This is a genomic window from Malaciobacter pacificus (assembly GCF_004214795.1).
In the GTDB taxonomy this organism is placed as follows: domain Bacteria; phylum Campylobacterota; class Campylobacteria; order Campylobacterales; family Arcobacteraceae; genus Malaciobacter_A; species Malaciobacter_A pacificus.
On sequence record NZ_CP035928.1, the window covers coordinates 1,824,495 to 1,849,465 of the forward strand.

Below are 24,971 nucleotides of genomic sequence, written 5' to 3' on the forward strand. Positions count from 1 at the left end.
TAGTTAATAATCTTATCCTTGTTGACATAAAAATAATTTAGTTGTTTTTCTATGATATTTTTCTATTTTGAACTCTCAATAAAGCCCTTAAATAGGCACTTTTAGCTATAATATCTATTATATTAAAGGGTAAGAATGCAGATAGAATCCAAGATCATCGGTATTATAAACGATAAGTTAAAAAATCCAATCTATGAAACATTACGTTTGTTAAATATGAAAACTATTTTAACCAAGAGCAATTTTTCTAAAAAAGAGGGAGTTGCTGTTCATATGGTTGTATTACATTTTGTATATATGCTGGTTATGAATAAAAAAATATCAACCTTTATGGATCAAAGTAATGATAGTTTCAAAAAAGATGTATATTATCGATTACTTTCCAATACTTCTTATAATTGGAGAAAACTATTATCTCTTAGTTCTTTAAAGATCTTATCACTACTTCATAAAGTGCAAGATTCAAAGCTAGTAAGAGTTCTTATACTTGATGATACTGTTGAAGATAAAGTTGGTAAAAATATAGAGGGAAGTTGTGACAACCTTTGGAGCAATAAAGCAAAGAGAAAAATCAGAGGTGTAAATGTTGTATCACTAAACTATAGTGATGGTTATTCAAATTTTATGTTGGACTTTGCAATTGCTATGAACAGTTATGCAAGGGTAAAGATAGAAGAGTTTACAAATATTATTGATCATCGAACCAATGCACATAAGCGAAGATTGGAAAGCTTAAAAGGGAAATCACAAATTGCTATAGAGATGATTAAAAGAGCAGTAGCTAGTGGTATATATGCAGATTATCTGCTTGTAGATAGCTGGTATTCTAAACCTGTATTTATAGAAACTATGAATGAACTTGGATTGCAAGTCATTTCAAGAATGGTAAACAATGACAGGATATGGAATTTTACAGGAGAGAAAAAGACCCTTGATGGCATCTATAACAAATTTAAAAAGCTTAAATCTATCAAGATGGGTCAATATGGCAAAAAGATAAAGTTTGAGTATTTTTCAACCATAGTTGAACATAAAAAAGCTGGTAAATTAAAAATTGTTTTTATAAAAACAAAAGAGAATTTAATACCAATCGTATCAACCAATCTTATACTTAGTGATGAAGAGATTATAGATATTTATAAAAGACGATGGGATATAGAACAAGGGTATAAAGAACTTCGTGAACACTTTGGATTCGGAAAAGAAGAGAATCGAATCTATGAAGCTTTGATAGCCAGAATTACACTATCTTTTTTTACATACAATGTTGTTAGCTATATAAATCGTATCAGCAATGAACCTAAAACAATTGGTGGATTGTTTAAAGATTTAGAATGTGAACTTCATACTCTAGCAATAGCTATGCAAGCATTTTTAGCTATTTTAGATGAGATTGCAAAAATTGAAGAAGTTGTCAATAGAAATGAGGATTTTACAGCTATCATTGATCTATTAAGAGATGTGACTGGAAAATTGCTTGGTTTTAGGTGCGAAAGTTAAGTTATTTTTATTTATTACATTTGAAAAAGTACTAACGCAACTTTTTTAAAAGTAATCAAGGGCTCGAACGAGCCGGCGGACGTAGCCGCCGTTCTCGTCCCTCGCCATTCCCAATATTGGGTACTAATCAATAACACATTTGCAAATTTTCACACATCATTTGTTTATGTCTCAATTCATTTTCACTAATTTCTTTTTTCTCTTTTTCAATATTTGTAAATGAAGATTTAAGATCATCAATGACTTTAAAATCATAGTTATTATCTGCTGCTAATAGTTCTATAATGATTGTTGTTGTGGTACTGCTGTGATTTATCTTTTCATTCTGAAATAAATGACCTAAAAGAGGTATATCGCTCAATAGTGGTACTCTTTCATTAATAAATGTTTTAGAATAGTTATTAATTCCATTGAGAACGAAGATTTTATTTTTTCTATTTAAAATAATGTCTTGATTTAATGATTTTTTTGTAGTTACAGGTTTATTATCAGTATTTGATAATAATTGAGAATATTCGAAAACTAAGTTTAAATCAAGAACATTATCTAAAATTATTGGTTTTATTTTTATAAATAATCCAACATCTTTATAATCATAATTATTTACCTCATTTGTTTTGATATCATCTATTAAATTTGAAGTTGTTAAATAAGGAATATTTTGAGAACTGTTTATTGTTGTAATCTTATTGTGTCTTAAAGTCAAAATAGTATCTGTTAATACATTTGAAACATTATTCTTATCTAAAAATGACAGTACAGATTTAAAATCATTTGTAATTTCTGATTGAGTATTAGAGATTGTAAAATTACTACCTAAAAGTAAATCAAATGCAATCTTTTGAGAATTTGGTAAACTTGCATTTATAACACCTTGTAAATCTTTTAATTTACCTAAATTAGTTTCCAAAATAGATACTTTTATTTTTTGTTGTTTTTGAACTGTATCAATTTGTTTTATAGTTAAATAAATTTGATCAAATAAATCTTTAGAAGATTTAATAGCTATTTTATTTGATTCTTTTAAATAAGAAAATTTTAAATTCTCATATAAAGTTAAAATCATTTGTATATCTTCAAAATTTGAATAATTTAAAGTTATATATCTTACAGTATCACTATTATCTGTTTTTGAAATATAGTAAAAACCATTTTTACGAACTACATAATATTGATATTTTTCCAGGATCGTTTTTAACATTTCAAATTTAGATTTATTTGAATTTACACTTATTAATAAATCAGTATTTATATTCTCATCTAAAATAAACTGTTCGTTTCTCTCTGTAAATACTTCACTAACAAAATTTGAAAGTGTTGTATAAATCATTTCTGCACTACTGATTGTTTTTAAAAAAATCAATAATATTAGTATTTTTTTCATTTTCTATATCCTTTTCATTAAAATCAATTTCTGTTTTATTAAATAAATTGTATTTGTCAAAAATTAGTAAATAATATGTATTGTCTATTTTTTGTAAAAGTTCTGTTTTATAGTCTTTGCTATTAAATAGATTATCTACAAATTTTCTATCAAACACTTTTTTATCAAAATAGCAAAGTAGCTTAATACATCTAATTTCTATTAATTTTTTTTCATCATTATCTATATTTTTACTTTTTGGTAAAAGTGATAATTTAGAATTATTAGTATTTTTATCAAATGGTTTAGCTGCAGCAAATGAATTATCAATTTTAATATCATCTTTTGCTCCAAAAAAATGACTTATAAAGTAATAACCACCAAATAATAAAAAGATAAGAATAATAAGTGCAATTAACAAATAATGCTTAACTAATGATTTTTGTGTATTATTTTCACCACTTCCATAAAGATTAAATATCTCTTTTACAATTGGTAATTTTTTAGTAGTTGCTTTTTGAGTTTTAAACATTTGATGAGCTGTAAATTGATGATATACCATTTGAGTATTGAAAAGTTTTCTTGAAGCAGGAATTGCCTTATAATAAAACTCTGTAAATGCTTTATATTTTGTATTAACAAGTGGGATATCTTGTGTTATTAAAATAATATCTTGATGAAAATGGCGGTGATAAGAAAGCCACCAAACTAATACTTCATCATCTTTATTTAAAAAATTGTGACATTCATCAAGTATTATAAGAGTATAGAAGAAATCTTCATCTTTCATTTCATCTTCAAGTTCAGAATCTGTTTTACCAAGTTTATAAAGATTGTAAAGTTTTTGAAGTTGAATTTTAAAATGATTAAAATCTAGTGGTTTTACATTTTCGAATTTATCTAATTTTAATTCATTAAGATTTGTAAGTGAGCATTTATATTTTGTTTTTGAAAGAGCAAAAGATCTAAACTTTTTATTATCTTTTAAATCTTTTGCAAAATTGATAGCTAAATTGAATATACCATAATAGCTCTTGCCACTACCAGGAACACCTGTAACAAACTGAATCATAATAATTACTCAACAAATGTCTTAGCCACAAAGAAAATTGTTTTTATAATTTCAACTGTGTGTTGATATAGAATATACATCAAACAAAAAGTTAAGCTACTAAAAATAAATGGCAATCCTGCGTTAAATCCATCGATAACGCCTACAACATTTAAAAAACTATAAAATAAAGATATAAAGCTATCTGTTTGAGGTGTATAATCTAAGAATGATTGAATAACATTATAAATTTTTACAAGAGTTGTAATCAAATAAAAATAAAATGTAAAAATAGTTCCTGCTAAAAAAATCCCCAAAGGTAGCAATAAAGCTTTTTTTAATGACTTAAGACCTACTAATCCTAATAAAAATGCTAAAATTTGTGCCATTATCTTTTAATCCCCCACATAAAAATTATAATTGATTTATAAATCATTGTCATAGTAATAATAAAAATGATAAAGTTTCTAAATGGTATAAATGGCTCACATATATTTATTTCAATATCTTTACCAAATACGTTTTTACTTAATACACATTCGTTATACCCCTCATACTTACTTGAATTAAAGGTAAAACCATTTTCAAAAGTAGATTTTGTGTCATTAAATGAATTTTTTAAAGTATCAATTGAACTACCGATATTAGTTAAAAAGTTTTCATAATCGCTTGTGTCAAAACTTGATTCACTTGCAGTACCAGTCATTAATGAAAGAGTATTTTGATTAATCATATTCAATAAATCAGATTGTTGTGCTATATCACTTGCACCCGCTCCACTTTGAGTAGCTGCTGTATTATTTTGAACATCACTAAAATCTGTACTGTTTTTATTAGGATCTTGTGATAATAAATATTCATTTCCATTTGCATCACTAACAACTTTATAATTAGTATCTTGATAATCAGAATTTGAACCATTGTAACTGTACCAACCACTATCATCGTCATAAGTAAAATCATTTGGATTATCATTAAACCAATCTATATTAGGTGTAAATGTTATGTTTTCTGTATTATCTATATTATTTGTATTTTCATTTGTATTAGTAGTATCTGTATCTGTATTATCAGTAGTTGTATCATTAGAATTATCAGTAGTTGTATCTGTTGTATCAGTATTATTTGAAATTGGTTCATAAGTATTAGGATCTATATTATTTGTAGATGCATAATCTTCCCAAATTGAAGTAATTGACATAATACCAATTGAAGTATCATCTACACATCCGACAGTTGGAGAATTATAACAACCATTATCATCTAAACTTAAACTATAAGATGAAACGCCACCTTTATCTTTACATGAAAAATTTACAAAATTATATGAGTTTTGAGCAGATGAACATAAAGAACCATCAAATTTAGTATCACTAGTAGGCTGTTCATAACAACGATTATCAACTTTATCAAATCCATCTACACAAGTAGAATCTAAATAATTAACTTCATCATCTAAAGTGTATTCGTTATTGTTTTCATCTATATAAACTACAGTTTCTTCAATACCAGCTTTATAATATACCGTAGTACATTCTTTCGTGTTCCATTTACAAACATAACATATTGTAGGATATTCTTCTGTATATCCATGACATTCTACATAACTCGTATAATATAAATTATCACCAAATTTTTGCAAATCAAATGCAGCAAATGCACTATTATAAATTAAAATAATATAAAAAAAATATTTCATTTTATATACCTAAAATTTTAACAATGCAATTGCACCAAAAATTGGAGCCATAATAACAGCTAAATAAAAAAATATTGAAAAGAAAGCATCAAATACATAATCAGATGTAATTTGTATAACTTCAATTGCGAATATTGGTGAAATAAATAAAAAAAGTAAAATAAGTAATTTCATTTTTTTATCCTTTAGCAACAATGATAGTTATGTAAAGTACAAAAAATAAAAAGATAAAACCTGATAATATTCCAGATAGACCCATCAAAAAATTATAGTCAGAATATTGTAACCCTAACTGTTGAGCTGTAGCAGTTGCATCATACATATTAAGACCTTTTTGCAATATCAATAGCTGATCTTATACCAGCTAAAACAACAATAAAACCAAGAAATGAAGTAAAAACGATGTAGATATCACTTTCAGCGATTGAGAAATTTTCCATTTTTTAAACCTTTTTTTAAAATCTAAAAAATAAAAAATTATAAGTAGTGAGAGAGTCCTTCACTACTTATACAAAGATTATTTAGCCATAGAAATAGCTTTTTTAACACCCCAAATAACTGCAACTGCAGTTAAAACCATAGTACCAACAGCAATTACATCAGCTGTATTAAATGCAACGTTAGTTAAATCCATACCAGGACTCCTTTATATAAAATATTCGGGCTTACATCAAAAGAATGCCGAAAATTAAGCTATTTCTTGAATGTTATTTGTTTTAAAACTTGAATTATCAGATAGTTCTAATTCTATAATTACTTCTTTTCCAATTTTTGAATTAAACTCTTGAACTTTTGAAACTAATTCAGCGTCTGTAACTGGAATTTTGATAGTTTGTGAAACATATTTTGTAGTTGGTACATCAATACCATTTACACTTTTTACTGAAGATATTTGGTTAGCAAATTTTAATTTTACAGATGATCCATAAGTTTGACCATTTTCCATTTTTCCAGCTGCAGTAAAATCAACACCTTCGATTTTACCTATAAGGAAACAACCACTTTTACCTTTTAAACCATTTGCTACTTTATTTAGTTGATCTAAATTTGACATGTAAATCCTTTTTTAATTTTGATTATTTTATAGAATAAAAAAAATTGTCGCCATTGATTTAAACTTATAAAAAACTTAATTGAAAGATAAAAAGAAAAGTTTTGATAAAATATTTAAAAATATGATTAATATTAAATGAAACTTAAATATGTATAGTTTTTCACTAATTTTCACTAAGGAATAAAAATGTTAAATCAAGAAAATAAAGATAAATTAAATCAATTAGAAATATTTAAAGATAAAGTAGATTTTCAATTTCATGATGGTTGGACTGATTTAATTTATGAGTTAGGAACTAATATTACAGAACTTTGCAAATTAACTAATTGTGAGTTACCTCATATGCAGCAAATAAAAACCAAGTTTGGAACTCTAAGATTTTATTGCAATACTTTAAATTCTGAATATCCAAAAGTTGTTGAAAAATGCATAAATTTATTAGTTAAATCTGCACAAGATAAATCTTCAACTATGTGTGAATATTGTGGTAAAAGAGGTGAATTAAGAACTACTGGTCTTTGGTTTACTGCATGTGAAGATCATAAAGGTGATTCTATTACAGAAGATGAATTTAGAAAGTTACAAGAATTAAATAAAAAGAAGAAAAAAGAGTTACAATAATTCTTTTTTCTTTACCTGGTATTCATCGTCTGAAATTGCACCTTTTTCTTTTAATTCAAACCAATAATTTAAATCTTTTTTATCACTTGATGTTTTATTTAATTCTAAGTGTAATAAATCATCAGATATATTTTTATAAAGAGATAAGCCTAATTTTTTTCTATTTACTCTTATTCTCCATTCTACAAAAATTAGAGGAGAAGCCAACGCACTAAAAAAAATAACTCTATCTAAAAATAAGCTTCCAGTTGTAAAAGGTAATCCATATTTTCCACTTAATGTTAATCCAATTGCTATTAATGCTGTATATATAGCAAATATTACAATATATACTATTGCTCTAACAAAAAAACCTGCTGTAAATAAGAAGTTATGATTATAAAACGTTGGCATATCTATCCTTTTATTCATAAGTGTTTTAAAAATATATCATTTATATTCTTTAAAATTGTTATTTTTTTATAATCTTTTTCTATATCATCAATATTAACCATCATATGATTAAATTTTATATAATCAATTGCTGCTAAATTAAAATATTTAATAAAAAAATCTTTATTTTCAATTTCAATTTCTTGAAACATACTATAGAAAATTAAAAAAACTTTTATTTGAGGAACATTATCAAAAAATTGATTTAATGAATTTTTATGACGACACAATATATATATTAAATCTAAATCTATATCTAATAGTTTCTTGATGTCAATAGGATCTATTTTTGAATTAATAACAAATGTAAAATATTCATTTTGAAATGTATCGTAAAATATACTATTATCAGAAACAAATTCTATATCATTAAAATTAGGTTTTGAATTATTAATAATAAAATTAAAAAATACAAACAAAGGATGTATATCACTATACTTATGATTATTATCAAAAAGAAATATTAAATCATTACTTAAATGTTTAGTACAGTAATTAGATAAATTCTTATATATTGAAATCTGATCAAAACGAGAAATACTACCAGAGTCTAAAAATTCTTTTAAATCACTATCAGAAAAATATTTATCTAATAATTTAATTATAGGTCTTTCTTCTTTCTTCCAACGCTGAATAGTACGTTCACTATTATTTAAAATGATTGACAAAAGTGAAGTTTTAATCATAACATGCCTCTAAAATATTAATTTAAAGACATTATGACAGTTTTAATAATTTAAGTCAATATTTGGCGACAATTTAAGTTTTAAATAAGTTTTTTGTCGTTATTATTAGATTGTTATTACATTTAAACGACATAGTGTCACTCAATCTACTCCCCGCCAAGTTTGTAAATTGAGTGAGAACCCTTGAGAGGTCAACTTGAATTATAACCAAAGTTGACTAAATTTGCTTAAATGCGAAATGAGAGTCAAATGAAATACGATAATAAAATATCGGTTAGAAAATTATCTAAAAAATTAAAATATAACGATAGTTGTATTGTTATAAAACAACTTTTAAGCTGTGCAATTTATGTTAGAATCCTTGGTCCACAAGAACTAGATAAACTAGAAAACTACTACGTTAAAAAAAGTCTTACAACACAAAAAGTTAATCACTGGTTAGAAAAAGCAATAATCCTTGATCAAATAATAAAACAGTTAGAATCTGATAAGGTTGCTTAAATGAGTGTCAAAGCCTTAAATCTAGCATTTGAAACTAAATTAAATGGAAATTTAAAACTAGTATTACTTGCACTTGCAGATAGTGCAGATGATAATATGCAATGTTTCCCTAGCTATGCGCACATCGCAAGAAAAGCAAGTATAAGTGTGTCAACTGCAAAAAGAGCAATTGAAAAACTTGAAAAAATAAAAGCATTAAAAAAACAAAATAGATTTAAAAAAAATAAAAAAGAGCAAACAAGTAATATATATACTCTTACTATAGGTAGTATCAATATGACCTTAGGTCAAAATGATACTAGGGGTAGTGTCACAGCTATGACACGAGGTGGTGTCACTAGTGATACTAGGGGTGGTGTCACAGCTATGAGCTACGAACCATCATCTCTTAACCATCAATTAACCTCTCTTGAGGGTGAGAGAGAAATTTTTACAAATTTTAATGATTTCAGAGATTTTTGTATTAAAAATAAAAACAAAATATCTTTTCAATTGCCTTATCCGTTTCAGAATTTGCAAAAAGGAACAATTGTTGAGATATCAGAAATTGGATATTTGAAAAATAAAACAATAGATAAATTATTCGAAAAAGATAAAAGCTTGAAAATCTGGACGTATATGTTTGAAAAACAAGAAAAAATCATAAAAATGATAAAGGGTTAAAAATGGAAATTAAGTATTTAAAAATAGAAAAAATATTGACTGAATATCTTCCGATCTCAAAAAGTCAATTTTATAATTATATAAATCTAGACTTAATACCAAAACCCTTAAAAATTGGACGTACAAGCGTCTGGGAACATCAAAGTTTAATGATTGCATTACAAGAATTACCAGGCAAATTAAAAAATAAAGGTTAAAAAATGAGAAAATTAAAAAATTTAAATGGAATAATTGATAGAGATATAATTTTAAAACTTATAAAAAAAGAAAATGTAAATGAAATTATAATAGTTCGCAATAAAATTGTTATGGCTTATCACTTCCATAAAATATCATTTTACACATATTTAAGAATTTATAAATTATTAGAAAAAATTGATAATAATTTCAAAATAAATATTAGATAAGCAATTAATGCTTATCTAAAAAATCTGACCACCATTGCATTAGCTTTCTTTTTTCATCTATATATTTTAATTTACTTTCTCTGTTATATGCTTTTTTAACTGTATTTTGTTCAGCATGTGCAAGACAAGACTCTATAATATCACTACTTAATCCATGTTGTGTAATATTTTCATGTGCATTAGTACTAAAAGTGCTCCTGAAACCGTGCGAAGTATGTACACCTTTATAACCCATTCTTTGCAATGCATGATTTAATGTATTTTCACTAATGCACTTTATATTAGATGTTGCGCTGTAAAAAACATATTTACTATCTGTTTTAAATTGTTCAATTTCTTTTAATAATTTTAAAGCTTGTGTAGATAAAGGTAATACAAAATCTATTTCCATTTTCATTTTTTCTTTTGGTATATCAATATATTCTTCTTCAAAATCAATTTCAGACCATTCTAATGATCTTAAATTATAAGGTCTTAAAGCAACTAAGGGAGCAATTTTTAAAGCATATATAGTGCTTATATCACTTTTAAAGTTAATTCCATAGTTTTGAATATCATTTAAAAGCTTTTTAAATTCCTTAATATTTGTAATTGCAGGATGATTAACTCTTTTCCGTTTTTTTAAAGAATTTTGTTTATCTATATCAGCTATTATATTATGAGCTACATATTCATTAGTTACCGCATACTTATAAATTCTTTGTATATTATTTAAAAGTCTACTAGCATATTCAGTAGCATTTCTTTTTTCCATTCTCTCTACTAGTAATAAGATATCTTTTCGAGTAATATCTTTTATATTCTTATTTCCTAAAAATGGGTAAGCATTATTTTGTAAATTTGATTTTATTTTTTCATAATTAGATTTACTCCAATCATCTTTCATTAAATTAAGCCATTTGTCACTTATATATTTAAAAGTTGTATCTAATTCAAAATTTGAAGATTTCGATTCACTAGGATCTATTTGATTCTTTATACTTTCTTTTGATTTCTCTTTTAATTCACGAGCTTCTTTTAATTTGATTTCTGGATATCTTCCAAAACTTATAGTTTTTCTTTTTTCATTAAATTTATAATTATATCGCCATAACTTACTATTATTTGTTTTAACTAATAAAACAAGACCTTCGCCATCGTATAAATAGTAATCTTTTTCTTTTGATTTTGCTTTTGAAATTTCTGTATCTGTAAGAGGTTTGGTAATTCTAGCCATAATAACAGTACCTTTTTTAAATATTGTAAATCGTACTGTCAATTATACTGTTAAAATCTTTTGCTTACCATAAATTTTGATATACTTGTGTGGACTTAAGAGGAATATAAACAGTCCATTTTATAGGACTTTGTTTATGTAGATATACTTCTAAAGAAGTATAAGTGGTGGGTCATGAAGGACTCGAACCTTCGACCACTCGGTTATGAGCCGAGTGCTCTAACCAGCTGAGCTAATGACCCACACGTGGCGGACAAGGAGAGATTCGAACTCTCGGTCCCCGTAAAGAGACGCACCCTTAGCAGGGGTGTGGTTTCAGCCACTCACCCACTTGTCCATGTGTATTTTGTTTTTGATTTCACTTCATGAAATCAGGACGGAAATTATAATAATTAGTCACTTAAAACACCCTTAAAATCTATTAATTTTAAATAAAATAATAGATTTCTAAAAGGTTATGATATATTTAGATTTTTTGAAGTATTTTTTCAACTACTTCTTTTGGATTAGAAGCTTTATAAATAGGTCTACCAACAACAATAAAATCTACTAAATTCTCTTTTGCAAAAGGAATATCAGCAACTCTTTGTTGATCACCAGCATCTTCACCAAAAGGTCTAATACCAGGACAAAGTGTTATGAACTCTTTTGAAGTATTAGTTTTAATATCTTTACTTTCAAATGCAGAACAAACAACTCCATCAATTCCTGATGTGTGTGTATCTATTGCAAACTGTGTTGCTTTTGAAGCTATATCTTCGTTGTAAACTGCTTTAAATGAGTCATTATCAAATGATGTAAGTGCAGTAACGGCTAATACTAAAGGTTTATTAGGAATATCTTTTATTCTATCCATAACTGTACTCATAGCTTTAACACCAGCACTTGCATGAACATTAAACATATCTACTAAACCAAAATTAGCTATTTCTTCAGCTGCATCAGCCATTGTATTTGGAATATCATAAAGTTTTAAATCTAAAAAAATTTTAAAATTAGGATTAATCGCTTTTAAATCTTCTAAAAAAGCTTTCCCATCTCTAATATAACTTCTAAATCCAACTTTTAACCAAACATCAAAATCTTTAATTTGCTCTACTAAAGCAAGATTTTCTTTTGCTGTTGGTAAATCAAGTGATACACAAAGTTTCATATCATTTGCCATGAATTAAGCCTTAGTTACTTTATCAAGAAGACCATTTACAAATTTAGGAGCTCCATCACTTGCAAGTCTTTTAGACAATTCAATAGCTTCATTTATTACAACTGCTTTTGGTAAATCTGCAAAAACAATTTCATATACAGCTAATCTTAAAATTGATTTTTCTACACTTCCGATATCATTTAAATCACCTTGATTTAAATGAGATGAAATCTCTTCATCAATTTTTTCTAAATTTTCTACTGTTCCATTAAATAAACTAAGTGCAAAATCTTTTTGCTTATTTCTGATTTTTTTATCTTCTAAAATCTCATCAACAAACTTAGTAATGCCTTCATTACCTAAACCATATGCATATAAAAGACCAATTACAGACTCTCTAGCTTGTGTTCTAGTTGCCATTATTTAGCCATCTCAGAATATAAGTCTAACATTTCAACAATTGTAAGCATTGCTTCAGCACCTTTGTTTCCAACTTTTGAACCAGCTCTTTCAATTGCTTGCTCAATTGTATCAGTAGTTAGAACTCCATTTGATACAGGCTTTCCATATTTTAAAGCAACTGTTGCAATACCTTTTGTAGCTTCAGCACTAATGTAATCAAAGTGAGGAGTAGCTCCTCTAATAACTGCACCCACACAACATACTGCATCATATTTACCAGATTCTAATGCTTTTTCCAAAGCAAAAGGAATTTCAAATGCACCTGGAACTAATAACAAATCTAAGTTATCTTCATTTCCACCATGTCTAATAAATGCATCTTTTGCACCTTCAACTAATCTATCTGTAATAATGTGATTAAATCTTCCATTTATAATAGCAACTTTCTCGTTACCATTTAATCTCATTTTTCCTTCAATAATTTTCATAAAATTTCTCCGAATTTTCTTAATATTTGGGCATTATATCTAAAACTTAATTAAAGCCTAAAACTTCTTGAATAGCAAAGATATCATCAATAACTTTATATAGTTCATCAACTTGAACCATATTAGGTCCATCACTTAAAGCAACACTTGGGTCTGTATGCGTTTCAAAGAAGAATCCATCAACACCAACTGCAGCTGCTGCTTTTGCAAGGCTAGGAACTACTGCACTATTACCACCCGTTGTTCCACCAGTACTTGGAACTTGTGCTGAGTGAGTTGCGTCAAAAATTACTGGTGCATACTCTCTCATAGCAATTAAGTTTTTCATATCTACTACAAGTGCCCCATATCCAAATGTATTTCCTCTTTCACAAAGCCATACACCATGTTTATCTGAGTTTTCATAAGATACCTCATCACATCCTCTTGTTTTTAATACTTTATCAACCGGATGTTTCATAGACCCACTTGCTAAAAATTGACCTTTTTTAATATTTACTTTACAGTTTGTTTTAGCAGCAGCCACTAAAAGGTCTGTTTGTCTACATAAAAAAGCTGGGATTTGTAATACATCTAAAACCTCACCAGCAGGTGCAGCTTGATGAGATTCATGAATATCAGTTACTAATTTATAACCAAACTGCTCTTTTATCTCTTGAAAAAGTTTTAATCCTTCATCTAATCCAGGTCCTCTAAAAGAGTCTAAGCTAGTTCTATTTGCTTTATCAAAACTTGCTTTAAAATAAAATTCTACTCTTTTATCTTCGCTTAATGGTTTTAGTTTTTCAGCAATTCTCATTACCGTATCTCTATCTTCTAAAACACAAGGTCCTGTTAATATCTTCATTTTTTTCCTTTAAAAATTGTTAATTTTTCTTCACCATGCAGTGCATAGTGAAATTCATATGAATTTTGACAAATATATTCTATATCATTTTTTGCATGATTATCACATGCTAAAAGTATTTTATCACCTATTTTTAAATTATTCTCCCATTGCGGTAGTAGTATTATATCATCTTCTCTTTGAAGTAACAGTGGTACTACATTATTTCTTTTTTCATGATTATGCAATGATGTTCCTAAAATATCTAAACCTAAAGCATTTCCTTCACTTAAATATTTATATATTTCTGGAGCAAACTTTTGAGCTATTCTAAACTCAATTAAAATTGGATTTTCATCAATTTCTTGTATTAATCGCGCCACTAATTTTGCCGCCCAAGCATCATCTTCTTTTATCATCAATCTTAAAAACTTATCTGATAAAGGATTTATTAGAGCATTAGTAATTTTATTAACTAATATTTTTGAAGGAGTAAATATATGACTTATATTTGCTTGCTTAAATATAAAGTCATCTTCAAGTTCATTTTCTCTAACTATTGTCACAATATTAGGATTTAATTTTTTTGCAGTTGCTAAAATAGATAAATTTGTTGTATCATCATTAGTTGCTGCAATTATTGCACTTGCATTTTCAACGCCAACTTCAACTAATAACTCTTTATCATCGGCATTTCCAAAAATGATTTGAGACATTTCATTTTTACTTAATCTTATCTCTTTATCTGCATTTATTTCTATTAATTTAGCTTCAATATTATTTGCTGTTAACTTCTCAAAAATTTTTCTTCCCATTCTTCCATAACCACAAATAATATATGTACCTTTTGGGAAAGATGGCAAATTTGCAGTTAAATTATCAATTTTGTATAACCATTTTTCAAGTTTAAATAAATTTGGTGCAACTAAAGCCATATTGATTTCTGAAGAAATAATAGAAAATGGATTTACAACTATTTCTGCATCTAAATCTTTTAAATTTTCTGTATGATTTGAAGTAGTAGATTTTACAGCTACTTTTATGTATTTGTTTAAAGACTTTGCAATTAGTGTAATTTTTAAATTTAATGCATCATCTTCAAATAAAGAGACAATTGCTTTACAGTTTCTTTTTTTTACCCCCGCTGCTTCTAATACTTTTAAAGATGAAACTTCACTATATAAAACAGGAACTGTTGGGGTGAAGTTTTCTAAGATTAAATCATTAATTTTTGTTTTGTCTCTTTCAACAACAACTGTTCTAACACCTTGTTCTAATGCTTTTTTGATAATCTTTTTTGTAATATCGTTATAACCTAAGATTACAATAAATCTTTCATTTAATCTTTTTATTTGTCTTAAAAACTTTGCTTTTTCTAACTCTTGAATAAATAGTTTGTCTTGTAGTAAACTAACAAGTGATCCAATACCATAAAACCATCCTAAAACGGTTAAATATATAGAAAATGTTACCCAAATTCTTTGGGCATAAGTAAATTCATAAGGAGTTTCACCAAAACCTATAGTAGTAGCTGTATATGTTATAAAATAAAAAGCATCAAATATACTCATAGAATAAGGGTTTCCATTACTATCAACCCCATCAATAATAATAAGTCCAGTTATAGCAATAGTGTAAGTTATAATAATTACTAAAAAAGGCGTACGCATTTTTTGTAATATTATAAATAATGAACTATTCAAGATTCAACCTATATTTACCTTAAAGTCTACCTTTTAGACTTTAAAGTATCTCCAACATAAAGAGCAACTGATGTTAAATTTGCTAGTAATGCTCCACCTGAAAGTGAAACTACAACACCCATTACTTCTGCATTTACACTATATGCATAAGCAGCAATCGCCCATACAATAGCAGCTGCAATAAGTTGTATATCTGCAACTAGTGAAGTTGCTAATAAAACTGAACCTAGTTGTGTTTTATCACCTAATTTTAATGTAGTAGCAATTATATTTATAATAATAGCTGCAAAAAGTTCATATTTACTATGTGCTTCTGGAGAGTGCATATCTCCATAAAAAAAACCAAAATTTAATGTCATAGCAAGTATGATAAAAAAACCTGAAATCACCTTATCTAGATTCATGATATTCATCCTCCATATCTTTTCCAATATCAAGTCTTCTTTTAAATACATCATCTATATTATCATGTACTCTTGAATCCTTGTCTAAAAACATCAATCTGTGTTTATTTAATTGATTGATATTTTTAAGTCCCATAATAGCAAGCATACCTTTTACACTTTTTAGAAGGTTTTTATGATAATTGGCTACTTTTTGAGCTTGTTTAAATACAAAATATTTTCTTCTTTTTGATTTATCTTGAGTTGCAAGTCCAACAGGACACTCTTTACCTTCTGTTCCAGAGCAGTATCTTGCTCTAATACATCCAGCACTCATCATAAAGCCTCTGGCGATTTGAATAAAATCTGCTCCTAAAGACATAATTATAATTATATCATCTGGAGTTAAAATTTTCCCACTTGCTACTAATTTTATTTTATCTCTAACGCCATATTGAGTTAAAATCTTATCTACTAAATAAATAGAGTCTCTAATATTTAACCCTACTCTTTCCATCATTTCAATAGGAGCAGTTGCACTTCCTCCACTTCCTGCATCTATTGATATAAAATCAGGATATGAGTCATTTCCTTCATCTACTCTTTTTTTAATCTCTTTAGCATAAGGTTCAATGTTTCCAATATCTGAAATAACAATTTTAATTCCAACTGGTTTACTTGAAAGTTTTTGTAAATTTCCAACAAAATCAAATAACTCCTCAATACTATTAGCATATGGAAATCTATTGGGAGAGAAAACATTTTCATAAGCCTTAACATTTCTATAATATGCAATTGCGGGAGTTACTTTATGGGCTGCTAGTTTACCACCTGTTTGTTTTGCACCTTGTGCGATTTTAATCTCAGTCATTCTACAAAATCTCATAACCTTTTGATATCTTTGAGGATCAAATTTTCCATCTAAGTCTCTTGCTCCATAAAGTCCTGAACTTATTTGAAAAATTATATCAGGCATATCTGCTGGTACTTGGACAGGAAAAGCTGATAAGGGTAAATTCCAATTTGGTCTATAAAAGATTTTTTTTGACATATCTAATATATATGTTTCAGCTTCTTCATCTTTACCAAATACAAGTTTTCTATACACATCAGCTGCAACTGCACCATTAAAAAAATATTTAACTATATCTTTAATCTTTTTTTGAAAAGCCGTACCTTCAACTAATGTCATGTATTTAGGATCATATTTTTCATGGGTAACAAAAAAGTTTGAAGTTACTCCACCTTCTCCTGAGTTTATAGGGAAATTACCCATGTATGAGCCTTTAACAAAAGCTCTTGTTCCCTCAGGAGAGATAGAACCATCACTCATAGCACTTCTTGCCAATATTGAATTAGCTCTATAAGGTTTTTCTCTGTTTTCTCCAAATGTAACAGTAAAATCATCATCAACTTCATCTTCATTTAAAACAATATTTGCATGTCTTATCATAAATTTAGGTTTTGGTAAGGGTTGAGATGGAGAAAAAGATGCATAATTAGGTTTATCTCTACAAGCTTTTTGAACCCAATCAAGTTTATCTTTTGATTCATAAAACTTTTCATCTCCAAAATACTGTCTAAAAGGTTCTCTTAATTCCTCTAAAAGATATCTTAATCTACCTATTATTGGGTAGTTTACTAATAACTGATGTTTTCTTTGTACATATTTATCATGAACATACCAAGCAAAAATTATTATGAAAAAAATAAGCCAAAACTCTTCCCAAAAAGTAATATTTTCTAAAAACTCCACCTCTACTCCTTTTTACTAGAAACTAACACTCCACTAAGAACTATAAGTAGTATACCAAAAATAATAAACATATCAGGGAAGGCATCACCTAATATTATTCCAAGAATAATTGAAAATGCAATATTAGAGTATGAAATGGTACCTATAATTCCTGCTTTTGCACTTGCAAAAGCCTTAGTCATATAAATTTGTGCAAGTGTTGCAAAACTCCCCAATAAAATAATAAATAACCAATCACTACCTTGGGGCATTACAAACTTAGCAATCATAAAATCTAAATTAGGATTTGTATAAAACTCACCAATAATTAATAAAATTAGTGGACCTATAGTTCCAATTGTCATAAAAGATAGTACTATAGCTCTAGTATCATAATATTTTCTAAGCTCCCTAACTGCTGTATAAGCAAGTGCTGCACCGACTCCACATAAAACACCAAGCCAATCTGTTTTATCTAAATTACTTCCATCAAATTTTGTAATAAATAAAATTCCTATAAATCCAATAAAAACTCCAAGCCAACCTTTGACTCCAAGTTTTTCTTTTAAAAATATATATGCAAAAATTGCTGTGAAAATCGTTGAAGTTTTAGAAAAAGTCATAGCTTCACCTAAAGGAATAACAGAAATATTGTAAAAGAAAAAAAGTAGTGCTACAAACCCAGCAGTTCCCCTAAAAATAAGTAACCAAAACTTTCCACCTTGTTGTTTTAGAGGTGATTTGTAAATAGAAAATAATATTATTATAACACCAAAACAATTTCTAAAAAAAACAACTTCAACAGAACTCATTGAATCACTAAGCTCTTTTGCTGCAGCTCCCATAAAAGCAAACAACAATGAAGCAAATATCATATATTTAATACCTAAATTTACTTGATTTTCCATAACTTTCCTATCTATAAAGGCGAATTGTATTGTCTATAGGGTTAAAGAAAGATTATTAATTTAAAAATTTAAAGCTAATTTTAGATAGAATATTTGCCATTTATATAGGTAGTTAGGGGAAAAATGGAATATTTAAAGATTGTTGGTCAAAATGAAATCTCTGGAAGTGTTGAAATTTCAGGGGCTAAAAATGCAGCTTTACCGTTGATTGCATGTACAATTTTAGCTAAAGGTGAAATTACTATAAAAAACTTACCAAATGTAGTTGATATTAATACTTTTTTAAAACTTATTGATAAACTTGGTGGAACATATTCGAAAGAAGAACGTTGTGTAAAAATTGATACTTCTTCTATGAATAGTACAACTGCAACATATGATATAGTAAAAACAATGAGAGCTTCTATTTTGGTATTAGGGCCCATTTTAGCTAGATTTGGACACTGTGAAGTTTCACTTCCAGGTGGTTGTGCAATAGGTCAAAGACCTGTTGATTTACACCTAAAAGCTTTAGAACAAATGGGTGCGATAATTGAGATTGAACATGGATATATAAAAGCAACTGCTCCAAATGGATTAAAAGGTGCAAAAGTAGTATTTGATAAAGTTACTGTTGGTGGAACTGAAAATACAGTTATGGCAGCAGCTTTAGCTGAAGGTACGACAACTATTATTAACGCAGCAAAAGAGCCTGAAATTGTTCAATTATGTGAAGTTATTAGAGATGCTGGAGTTAAAATAGAAGGAATTGGTACTTCAAAAATTATTATAGAAGGAACAAATAAACAATTACTTGACATTAAAGAGTTTAGTGTAATTCCAGATAGAATTGAAGCTGGGACATATATGTGTGCAGCAGCTATTATGAATAAAAAACTAAAAATTGATAAAGTTATTCCATTACATCTTGAAGCAGTTATTTCAAAGCTTGAAGAGATGAACTTTGAAGTACTTCAAGATGAAACAAGTGTAACTATTATGCCAACAGATGAAATAAAACCTGTAAACATTATAACTACTGAATACCCAGGTTTCCCAACAGATATGCAAGCTCAATTTATGGCACTTGCAACTCAAGCAAATGGTACTAGTACAATTGATGAAAGACTATTTGAAAATAGATTTATGCACGTTAGTGAATTATTAAGACTAGGGGCTGATATTCACTTAAATGGAAATATTGCAACAATTAATGGAAAAAGTGGAACACTAAATGGAACTGATGTGATGGCTACTGATTTAAGAGCCTCTTCAGCACTTGTTTTAGCTGCACTTGTTGCTAAAGGTGAAACAAATATTCATAGGATATATCACTTAGATAGAGGATATGAAAACCTAGAGGGTAAACTATCTTTAATAGGTGCAGATGTAAAAAGGTTTACAGAATAGGACACATTTGAAATGATAAGCTAAAAACATAGAAGCTTATCATTTTTTTAAGGCTAAATTAAATAAAATCTTACCAATAACAACAAAGGGTGAGACTATTTATGAAACTAGAAATTTCTTTATTTAAATTCGATAAGAATTCAGACTATTTACCATATTACACAAAGCACTTTATAAAAATTACAAATGAAAACAACTTATTAGATATATTAAACAACATCAATAATGAAAATAGATTTGATTATATTAATGATGGAGATTTTGATTTAGTAATAAATGGCGTTTATGCAAAAGCTTCTATTACAATTGAGCAATTAACTAAAAACTTTGGAAGAGATATTACAATTGAGCCTATATCTATTAGAAGAGCATGTCATGATTTATTAATTGATGAAAAAGATTTTAAAGAGAAAATAGAGCTTCTAAAAGATTTTATTGATGAAGATGATAAGTTGTACTACAATAGATTAAAACAGTACTACTATGCATCAAATACACTTAATTATGAAGATGAATATATTGGGGATGCAATTTTAATTCTAGCTAGTGACATAATAGAGAAAAGACCAGATATTAAAGAACTAGTTTTAAAACAACTTCATAGTGCAGAAGTTGGTGCACAATATCATACTAGTTTAAAAAATAGAATATTTAATTTTGATTATTCTATTGAAGAAAAAATTGAAAAGATGCAAGAAGATTTAGGATACATTGATTCTAGTGAAAATCAAAACTTTAGGGTTGATAATACACTTAAAATTGATTTTGGGACATTTAATAAAGATTACGAAGTAAAACATGATTTCAAAGATTTTAATATTGTTTATTATGACTATAATAAATGTGAAGATACTCAAACTTTACTAAGTAAATTAGATGCAAAAATATTAAATTTAGACACAACTAAATTAGATCTTGCAAAAAGAACATTTAATAAAAATAAAAAAATTACTTTCAAAACAGCTTGTACAATTTTATTAGATGCATTTGATAATAATGCTGATTTCATTGTAGTTGATAATGATGATGATTTTTATATATTTGACTACAATAGAAAATCTTTAGAAAAATTATGTGGAAGAGATGTTTTAATTCCAGTAATTCATAAAAATGAGTTACAAAAGCTAGTAAGTGGTGAGCATAATATTGCTAAAAGAACACTTGATAAACATCAAGTTAACCCAGAAATAATTTAAGGCTTAAAATGATTTTAGATATAGAGTTTGTTATTTATGCATCACTTATAATTGCTTGTCTAATTCCACTTTATATCTATAGAAAAAAAATACTTAAATTTAGAAACTCAAATGGAAATATAAACCTTTTTTTAAAAGACTTAAGAAACTATCTTTCAACTCATCATCCAAAAATCAAATTTAATTTTTCTATAATTGATAAAACAGAAGATGAGAAAGATAGAAGAGTTAGAGAAACTTTAATAGTAGAAGATATAATAACTCAATTTGTAGATTATGATTACAAAAAAACTACACAAGCTTCTGTATCAAAAGAAAAGCTTTGGGTTGGATATGATGAAAAGTCAAAAAGTGATTTAAAACTTCCAAGTGACTGGAAACAAAGAAAAGAGATGGCTTGGTTAAGAGATAATGGTAGATGTGACAGATGTGGAAATAAAATACTTTTAAAAAATGCCTACTCTCAATTTGCAAAAGAGATTGAAAATGGTGGTGGTTATAACTTTGAAAACATAATTATACTGTGTGGTGACTGTAATTTAATATTAAAAAAGAAAGAGTCTAAAATAGATATTTCATCAACAGAAATTTATGATAAACTTATGGTTGCTGTTGATGATAACTAAATACCTTTTAAAGTAAATTTAGCAATAAAAGCCTCTTTATCTTTTATTTTACACCAACCAAATCTATCACAAAACTCTATATTAAGCTCATCATTTTTATAAACTTTTCCTACTATCTCAGATTGAGGATGAGCTTTACTTCTTAAAAAAACTTCTGGATTATTTACTACTACTTTTTCTACTGCAGCTACATTAACTTCTTTAACTTGTACTATTTGTTTTTTTTGAGTTTTTAATCCGCTTATCTCTTTTTTTAGATTATCTATTTCTTGTTTTAAAAACTCTATTTCTAAAGAGTTATTAGTATTAGTTGCTGATTCCTTTAAACTATTATTTAAAACCCTTTTATCTTTGTAGATTTCATTCATAATAAGCTCAACTTTTTCATTTAGTTTACTTAGTTCTATTTCATTTAAAGTAGATTTATCTTTTGTAACTTCTACATCTTTTAACAATGATTCAAAGCCAATCTTAAATAAAAAAAGTTCTAATTCTGATGTTTTAACTACATTATTTTCTTGAGAAAATAGTAATGTAATTGAAAATATAAATGATACTATAAACTTCACTGTTGTACTCCTAACTTAAATGCTTTATATAATTCTCTTTCTTTGTTTTTTTGTTTTATTATAAATAAAACTTCATTTTTTGTATCTTTCACTTCAAAAAACTCTATATCTTCTAATAATATATCAATATATGCATTTTCATAAAAATCTAATAAAGAGTTTTGCATTTTAAACTCATCACTGCTCTCAATCCTAACTAACTTAGAGTTTGAACTTATTAAATAAGTGATATTATTTAAAAAACCATTATGATATGTATTATTTGATTTAAATCTTACAATTGAATTTTTATCATCATCAAATACAATTTTTATTGGTGATTTTATCTCAGCAATATCTTCTAAAAGAATTTTATTTATACTATTTGCTTCTTTTACTACTTCTTTTTTCTTTTCAAAAATATCATTTGTATGTTTTGTTTGATCTAATGCTTTATATAAAAATAATACTAATATCATAAATAAAGTTATAGATATAGTAACTTCAAGAAGAGTAAAAGCCTTTTTCATCATAACTCAATTTTAAAACTATAGATTTTTTTACTACTATTTGTATCATCTAAACTATAAGTAGTGCTAAAAGTAATAATATTTAACTTCATATATTCATTATCAATAGATGTAGTCTCTAACTCTTCATCTTTGATTTTTATTTTTTTATCTTTAAACTCTTTTCTTAAATCATCATTTTCAAAACTAAAAACTCTATCTAGAAAAAGATTTTCATTTCTATCATTTGGAAAATCCAAATTCATAGATGCTAAAATGTACTCACTATTTTTTGAAGCTTCTTCACTTTTTGTAACTAAAAAAATATTTTCACTTTTAATTTGTAAAAGAGTAACCATCACAAAACTAAGTATTGAGATAGCTATAATTACTTCCATCATTGAAAAAGCTTTTTTCACTATTTAATTCCTATTCTAATAGCTTCAGCAACTGATGTTTCACCATGTTCTAACATTAGCTTTAATTGCTTATCTAAACTAATCATTCCATTTTTAAGTGCAAGTTTCATCAAAGTACTATCATCTACATCATTTTTTAAGTACTCTTGTACCTCTTCATCAATAATAAATAATTCACCTATAGCAACCCTTCCACTATAACCTGTAAAGTTACAAGATTTACATCCAACTGGTTGGTAAATAGTTTTATTTGCATCAAGTCCAAAAACTTTATGTGAAGCAAGTGATTCATCTTCACATTTACACTCATCACATAGTTTTCTCACTAACCTTTGAGCAAGTACTGCTAATAGAGATGAAGAGATTAAAAACTTTTCAACTCCCATATCAATAAGTCTTGTAATAGCTGCTGGTGCTCTATTTGTATGTAAAGTTGAAAAAAGTAAGTGTCCTGTAAGTGCAGACTGTACAGCAATAGAAGCCGTCTCACTATCTCTAATTTCTCCAACCATAATGATATCAGGGTCTTGTCTTAAAATAGACCTAAGTCCACTTGCAAAAGTAAGCCCTACTTTGTCATTAACTTGAATTTGTGAAAAATCATTTGATTTATACTCAACTGGGTCTTCAACAGTGATAATATTTTTTTCAACACTTACAACTTGATGTAAAAGTGAGTGTAAAGTTGTAGATTTACCACTTCCAGTAGGTCCTGTTACTAAAACCATGCCATAAGAGTTTCTTAAAACTTTTTCTAATTCATCAGTTATATATGAAGGAAATCCAAGCTCATTTACACTTTTGATATCTTCACTTTGCATTAAGATTCTCATTACAACTCTTTCACCATAGAAAGTTGGCAATATAGAAACCCTAATATCTAAAGTCTTTCCTGCAATTTTAATTTGTGTTCTACCATCTTGAGGTACTCTTTTTTCACTAATATCAAGATTTGAGATAACTTTTATTCTCGAAATCACTAAAGACATAATATTTTTATCTAACTCAATATGCTTTACTAAAACACCATCAACTCTATATCTTACCTCAGCTTTAAACTCATGCATCTCAATATGAATATCAGAAGATTGTTTTTTTATTGCTTGATAAAAAAGTGAGTTTACAAACTTGATAATAGGTGCAGATTCTTCAGAAGTTAAAATATCACTTCCAACTTTTAGAAACTCACTAACAGAAAAATCTTCATCCTCTATTTTGGCTTCTTCTTGCTCTTGAGCAATTGCACTCATCTCTTTGTCTGTTTTTATTTCTAAAAACTTATTATAAAGCTTTTCAAAAGAGATTTCATCTAAGAATACAATTCTCTCTTCATACTCTTGCTTTCCTAAATAATCTAAGGAAATACTCATATACTCTTGAGATAATGCAATAACAACTTCATCATCAATTTGAGTATATAAAACATAATTTTTTAAAGCATTTGAATAATCTATTTCATCATATGGTAAAAGGTTTGAGTTATGTATTTCATCTATATTCAT

At 27.1% G+C, this 24,971-nt stretch carries 32 protein-coding genes and 2 tRNA genes; 9 read left to right on the plus strand and 25 right to left on the minus strand.

The window, feature by feature from the left end:
* The first annotated feature begins 135 nt into the window (after positions 1-135).
* On the plus strand, positions 136-1,500 hold the full coding sequence (locus APAC_RS09165; protein WP_130232179.1) for an IS4 family transposase: 1,365 nt from the start codon (positions 136-138) through the stop codon (positions 1,498-1,500).
* 127 nt (positions 1,501-1,627) lie between these two features.
* Here the strand turns inward: APAC_RS09165 and APAC_RS09170 are convergent, their stop codons facing one another.
* From APAC_RS09170 to APAC_RS09190, 8 genes are all read right to left on the minus strand, one after another.
* Positions 1,628-2,884 carry a type II secretion system protein GspD gene (locus APAC_RS09170; RefSeq protein ID WP_130233813.1) on the minus strand — a complete coding sequence of 419 codons (1,257 nt, stop codon included), beginning with the start codon at positions 2,882-2,884 and terminating at the stop codon, positions 1,628-1,630.
* A complete protein-coding gene (locus tag APAC_RS09175; RefSeq protein ID WP_130233814.1) occupies positions 2,838-3,935 on the minus strand; it encodes a zonular occludens toxin domain-containing protein in 1,098 nt (365 codons plus the stop codon). The genes APAC_RS09170 and APAC_RS09175 overlap by 47 nt, the downstream gene beginning before the upstream one ends.
* Positions 3,936-3,940: 5 nt before the next feature.
* Entirely contained in the window at positions 3,941-4,303 is a 363-nt protein-coding gene (locus APAC_RS09180) for a hypothetical protein (RefSeq protein ID WP_130233815.1), read from the minus strand.
* Positions 4,303-5,613: a hypothetical protein gene (locus APAC_RS09185; protein WP_130233816.1), complete on the minus strand. Its 1,311-nt coding sequence runs from the start codon at positions 5,611-5,613 to the stop codon at positions 4,303-4,305. The genes APAC_RS09180 and APAC_RS09185 overlap by 1 nt, the downstream gene beginning before the upstream one ends.
* Before the next feature lie 9 nt (positions 5,614-5,622).
* Positions 5,623-5,787: a hypothetical protein gene (locus APAC_RS13275; RefSeq protein ID WP_170170147.1), complete on the minus strand. Its 165-nt coding sequence runs from the start codon at positions 5,785-5,787 to the stop codon at positions 5,623-5,625.
* 4 nt (positions 5,788-5,791) lie between these two features.
* The gene (locus tag APAC_RS13280; protein ID WP_170170148.1) at positions 5,792-5,935 is read right to left on the minus strand and encodes a hypothetical protein; all 144 of its coding nucleotides are present in this window, start codon (positions 5,933-5,935) and stop codon (positions 5,792-5,794) included.
* A 195-nt stretch (positions 5,936-6,130) separates the two neighbouring features.
* Positions 6,131-6,247, minus strand: a complete 117-nt coding sequence (locus tag APAC_RS13380; protein ID WP_228255907.1) for a major capsid protein — start codon at positions 6,245-6,247, stop codon at positions 6,131-6,133.
* A gap of 54 nt (positions 6,248-6,301) precedes the next feature.
* Positions 6,302-6,667 carry a hypothetical protein gene (locus APAC_RS09190; RefSeq protein WP_130233817.1) on the minus strand — a complete coding sequence of 122 codons (366 nt, stop codon included), beginning with the start codon at positions 6,665-6,667 and terminating at the stop codon, positions 6,302-6,304.
* Positions 6,668-6,853: 186 nt separating this feature from the next.
* Between APAC_RS09190 and APAC_RS09195 the strand changes: the two genes are divergently transcribed.
* Positions 6,854-7,288 carry a hypothetical protein gene (locus APAC_RS09195; RefSeq protein ID WP_130233818.1) on the plus strand — a complete coding sequence of 145 codons (435 nt, stop codon included), beginning with the start codon at positions 6,854-6,856 and terminating at the stop codon, positions 7,286-7,288.
* Here the strand turns inward: APAC_RS09195 and APAC_RS09200 are convergent.
* Positions 7,280-7,681, minus strand: coding sequence for an SHOCT domain-containing protein (locus APAC_RS09200; protein WP_130233819.1), 402 nt, complete (start codon positions 7,679-7,681; stop codon positions 7,280-7,282). The two genes, APAC_RS09195 and APAC_RS09200, sit on opposite strands and share 9 nt — an antisense overlap.
* Before the next feature lie 14 nt (positions 7,682-7,695).
* Complete coding sequence (locus tag APAC_RS09205; protein WP_130233820.1) at positions 7,696-8,406, minus strand: hypothetical protein; 711 nt, start codon at positions 8,404-8,406, stop codon at positions 7,696-7,698.
* Positions 8,407-8,655: 249 nt separating this feature from the next.
* Between APAC_RS09205 and APAC_RS09210 the strand changes: the two genes are divergently transcribed.
* Genes APAC_RS09210 through APAC_RS09225 form a run of 4 tightly spaced genes read left to right on the plus strand, consistent with a single transcriptional unit; the run spans position 8,656 to position 9,977 of the window.
* Positions 8,656-8,907 carry a hypothetical protein gene (locus APAC_RS09210; RefSeq protein ID WP_130233821.1) on the plus strand — a complete coding sequence of 84 codons (252 nt, stop codon included), beginning with the start codon at positions 8,656-8,658 and terminating at the stop codon, positions 8,905-8,907.
* The gene (locus tag APAC_RS09215) at positions 8,908-9,570 is read left to right on the plus strand and encodes a helix-turn-helix domain-containing protein (RefSeq protein WP_130233822.1); all 663 of its coding nucleotides are present in this window, start codon (positions 8,908-8,910) and stop codon (positions 9,568-9,570) included.
* 2 nt (positions 9,571-9,572) lie between these two features.
* Positions 9,573-9,767: a helix-turn-helix transcriptional regulator gene (locus APAC_RS09220; protein ID WP_130233823.1), complete on the plus strand. Its 195-nt coding sequence runs from the start codon at positions 9,573-9,575 to the stop codon at positions 9,765-9,767.
* Positions 9,768-9,770: 3 nt separating this feature from the next.
* Positions 9,771-9,977: a hypothetical protein gene (locus APAC_RS09225; RefSeq protein ID WP_130233824.1), complete on the plus strand. Its 207-nt coding sequence runs from the start codon at positions 9,771-9,773 to the stop codon at positions 9,975-9,977.
* A gap of 4 nt (positions 9,978-9,981) precedes the next feature.
* On the opposite strand, the gene APAC_RS09230 is transcribed toward APAC_RS09225, so the two are convergent.
* From APAC_RS09230 to APAC_RS09280, 11 genes are all read right to left on the minus strand, one after another.
* The gene (locus APAC_RS09230) at positions 9,982-11,193 is read right to left on the minus strand and encodes a tyrosine-type recombinase/integrase (protein ID WP_130233825.1); all 1,212 of its coding nucleotides are present in this window, start codon (positions 11,191-11,193) and stop codon (positions 9,982-9,984) included.
* A 165-nt stretch (positions 11,194-11,358) separates the two neighbouring features.
* Positions 11,359-11,435, minus strand: a tRNA-Ile gene (locus APAC_RS09235).
* 5 nt (positions 11,436-11,440) lie between these two features.
* A tRNA-Ser gene (locus tag APAC_RS09240) sits at positions 11,441-11,530 on the minus strand.
* Positions 11,531-11,659: 129 nt separating this feature from the next.
* Complete coding sequence (gene pyrF, locus APAC_RS09245) at positions 11,660-12,358, minus strand: orotidine-5'-phosphate decarboxylase (RefSeq protein WP_130233826.1); 699 nt, start codon at positions 12,356-12,358, stop codon at positions 11,660-11,662.
* Between the two features lie 3 nt (positions 12,359-12,361).
* On the minus strand, positions 12,362-12,757 hold the full coding sequence (gene nusB / locus APAC_RS09250; protein WP_130233827.1) for a transcription antitermination factor NusB: 396 nt from the start codon (positions 12,755-12,757) through the stop codon (positions 12,362-12,364).
* A complete protein-coding gene (gene ribH / locus APAC_RS09255) occupies positions 12,757-13,227 on the minus strand; it encodes a 6,7-dimethyl-8-ribityllumazine synthase (RefSeq protein ID WP_130233828.1) in 471 nt (156 codons plus the stop codon). The genes nusB and ribH overlap by 1 nt, the downstream gene beginning before the upstream one ends.
* A 46-nt stretch (positions 13,228-13,273) precedes the next feature.
* Positions 13,274-14,074: a 3-deoxy-8-phosphooctulonate synthase gene (gene kdsA / locus APAC_RS09260; protein ID WP_130233829.1), complete on the minus strand. Its 801-nt coding sequence runs from the start codon at positions 14,072-14,074 to the stop codon at positions 13,274-13,276.
* Positions 14,071-15,756 (minus strand): potassium channel family protein, encoded by a 1,686-nt coding sequence (locus APAC_RS09265; RefSeq protein ID WP_228255908.1) that lies wholly within the window; start codon positions 15,754-15,756, stop codon positions 14,071-14,073. The genes kdsA and APAC_RS09265 overlap by 4 nt, the downstream gene beginning before the upstream one ends.
* A gap of 26 nt (positions 15,757-15,782) precedes the next feature.
* Complete coding sequence (locus APAC_RS09270; protein ID WP_130233831.1) at positions 15,783-16,160, minus strand: DUF6394 family protein; 378 nt, start codon at positions 16,158-16,160, stop codon at positions 15,783-15,785.
* Positions 16,147-17,895: an FMN-binding glutamate synthase family protein gene (locus APAC_RS09275; RefSeq protein ID WP_228255909.1), complete on the minus strand. Its 1,749-nt coding sequence runs from the start codon at positions 17,893-17,895 to the stop codon at positions 16,147-16,149. Before APAC_RS09275 ends, APAC_RS09270 begins: the two co-directional genes overlap by 14 nt.
* Before the next feature lie 2 nt (positions 17,896-17,897).
* Positions 17,898-18,782, minus strand: coding sequence for a DMT family transporter (locus tag APAC_RS09280; protein ID WP_130233832.1), 885 nt, complete (start codon positions 18,780-18,782; stop codon positions 17,898-17,900).
* Positions 18,783-18,905: 123 nt separating this feature from the next.
* Between APAC_RS09280 and murA the strand changes: the two genes are divergently transcribed.
* The 3 genes from murA to APAC_RS09295 all read left to right on the plus strand — a co-directional run bounded on the left by murA (position 18,906) and on the right by APAC_RS09295 (position 21,993).
* The gene (gene murA / locus APAC_RS09285; protein ID WP_130233833.1) at positions 18,906-20,171 is read left to right on the plus strand and encodes a UDP-N-acetylglucosamine 1-carboxyvinyltransferase; all 1,266 of its coding nucleotides are present in this window, start codon (positions 18,906-18,908) and stop codon (positions 20,169-20,171) included.
* 101 nt (positions 20,172-20,272) lie between these two features.
* Positions 20,273-21,367: a DUF5644 domain-containing protein gene (locus APAC_RS09290; RefSeq protein WP_130233834.1), complete on the plus strand. Its 1,095-nt coding sequence runs from the start codon at positions 20,273-20,275 to the stop codon at positions 21,365-21,367.
* An 8-nt stretch (positions 21,368-21,375) separates the two neighbouring features.
* The gene (locus APAC_RS09295) at positions 21,376-21,993 is read left to right on the plus strand and encodes an HNH endonuclease (protein ID WP_130233835.1); all 618 of its coding nucleotides are present in this window, start codon (positions 21,376-21,378) and stop codon (positions 21,991-21,993) included.
* On the opposite strand, the gene APAC_RS09300 is transcribed toward APAC_RS09295, so the two are convergent.
* The 4 genes from APAC_RS09300 to APAC_RS09315 are packed head-to-tail and all read right to left on the minus strand — an operon-like array spanning position 21,990 to position 24,971.
* A complete protein-coding gene (locus APAC_RS09300; protein ID WP_130233836.1) occupies positions 21,990-22,562 on the minus strand; it encodes an SH3 domain-containing protein in 573 nt (190 codons plus the stop codon). The two genes, APAC_RS09295 and APAC_RS09300, sit on opposite strands and share 4 nt — an antisense overlap.
* The gene (locus APAC_RS09305; protein WP_170170149.1) at positions 22,559-23,071 is read right to left on the minus strand and encodes a PulJ/GspJ family protein; all 513 of its coding nucleotides are present in this window, start codon (positions 23,069-23,071) and stop codon (positions 22,559-22,561) included. The genes APAC_RS09300 and APAC_RS09305 overlap by 4 nt, the downstream gene beginning before the upstream one ends.
* Positions 23,071-23,469, minus strand: coding sequence for a type IV pilus modification PilV family protein (locus APAC_RS09310; protein ID WP_130233838.1), 399 nt, complete (start codon positions 23,467-23,469; stop codon positions 23,071-23,073). Before APAC_RS09310 ends, APAC_RS09305 begins: the two co-directional genes overlap by 1 nt.
* Positions 23,469-24,971: a GspE/PulE family protein gene (locus APAC_RS09315; RefSeq protein ID WP_130233839.1), complete on the minus strand. Its 1,503-nt coding sequence runs from the start codon at positions 24,969-24,971 to the stop codon at positions 23,469-23,471. Before APAC_RS09315 ends, APAC_RS09310 begins: the two co-directional genes overlap by 1 nt.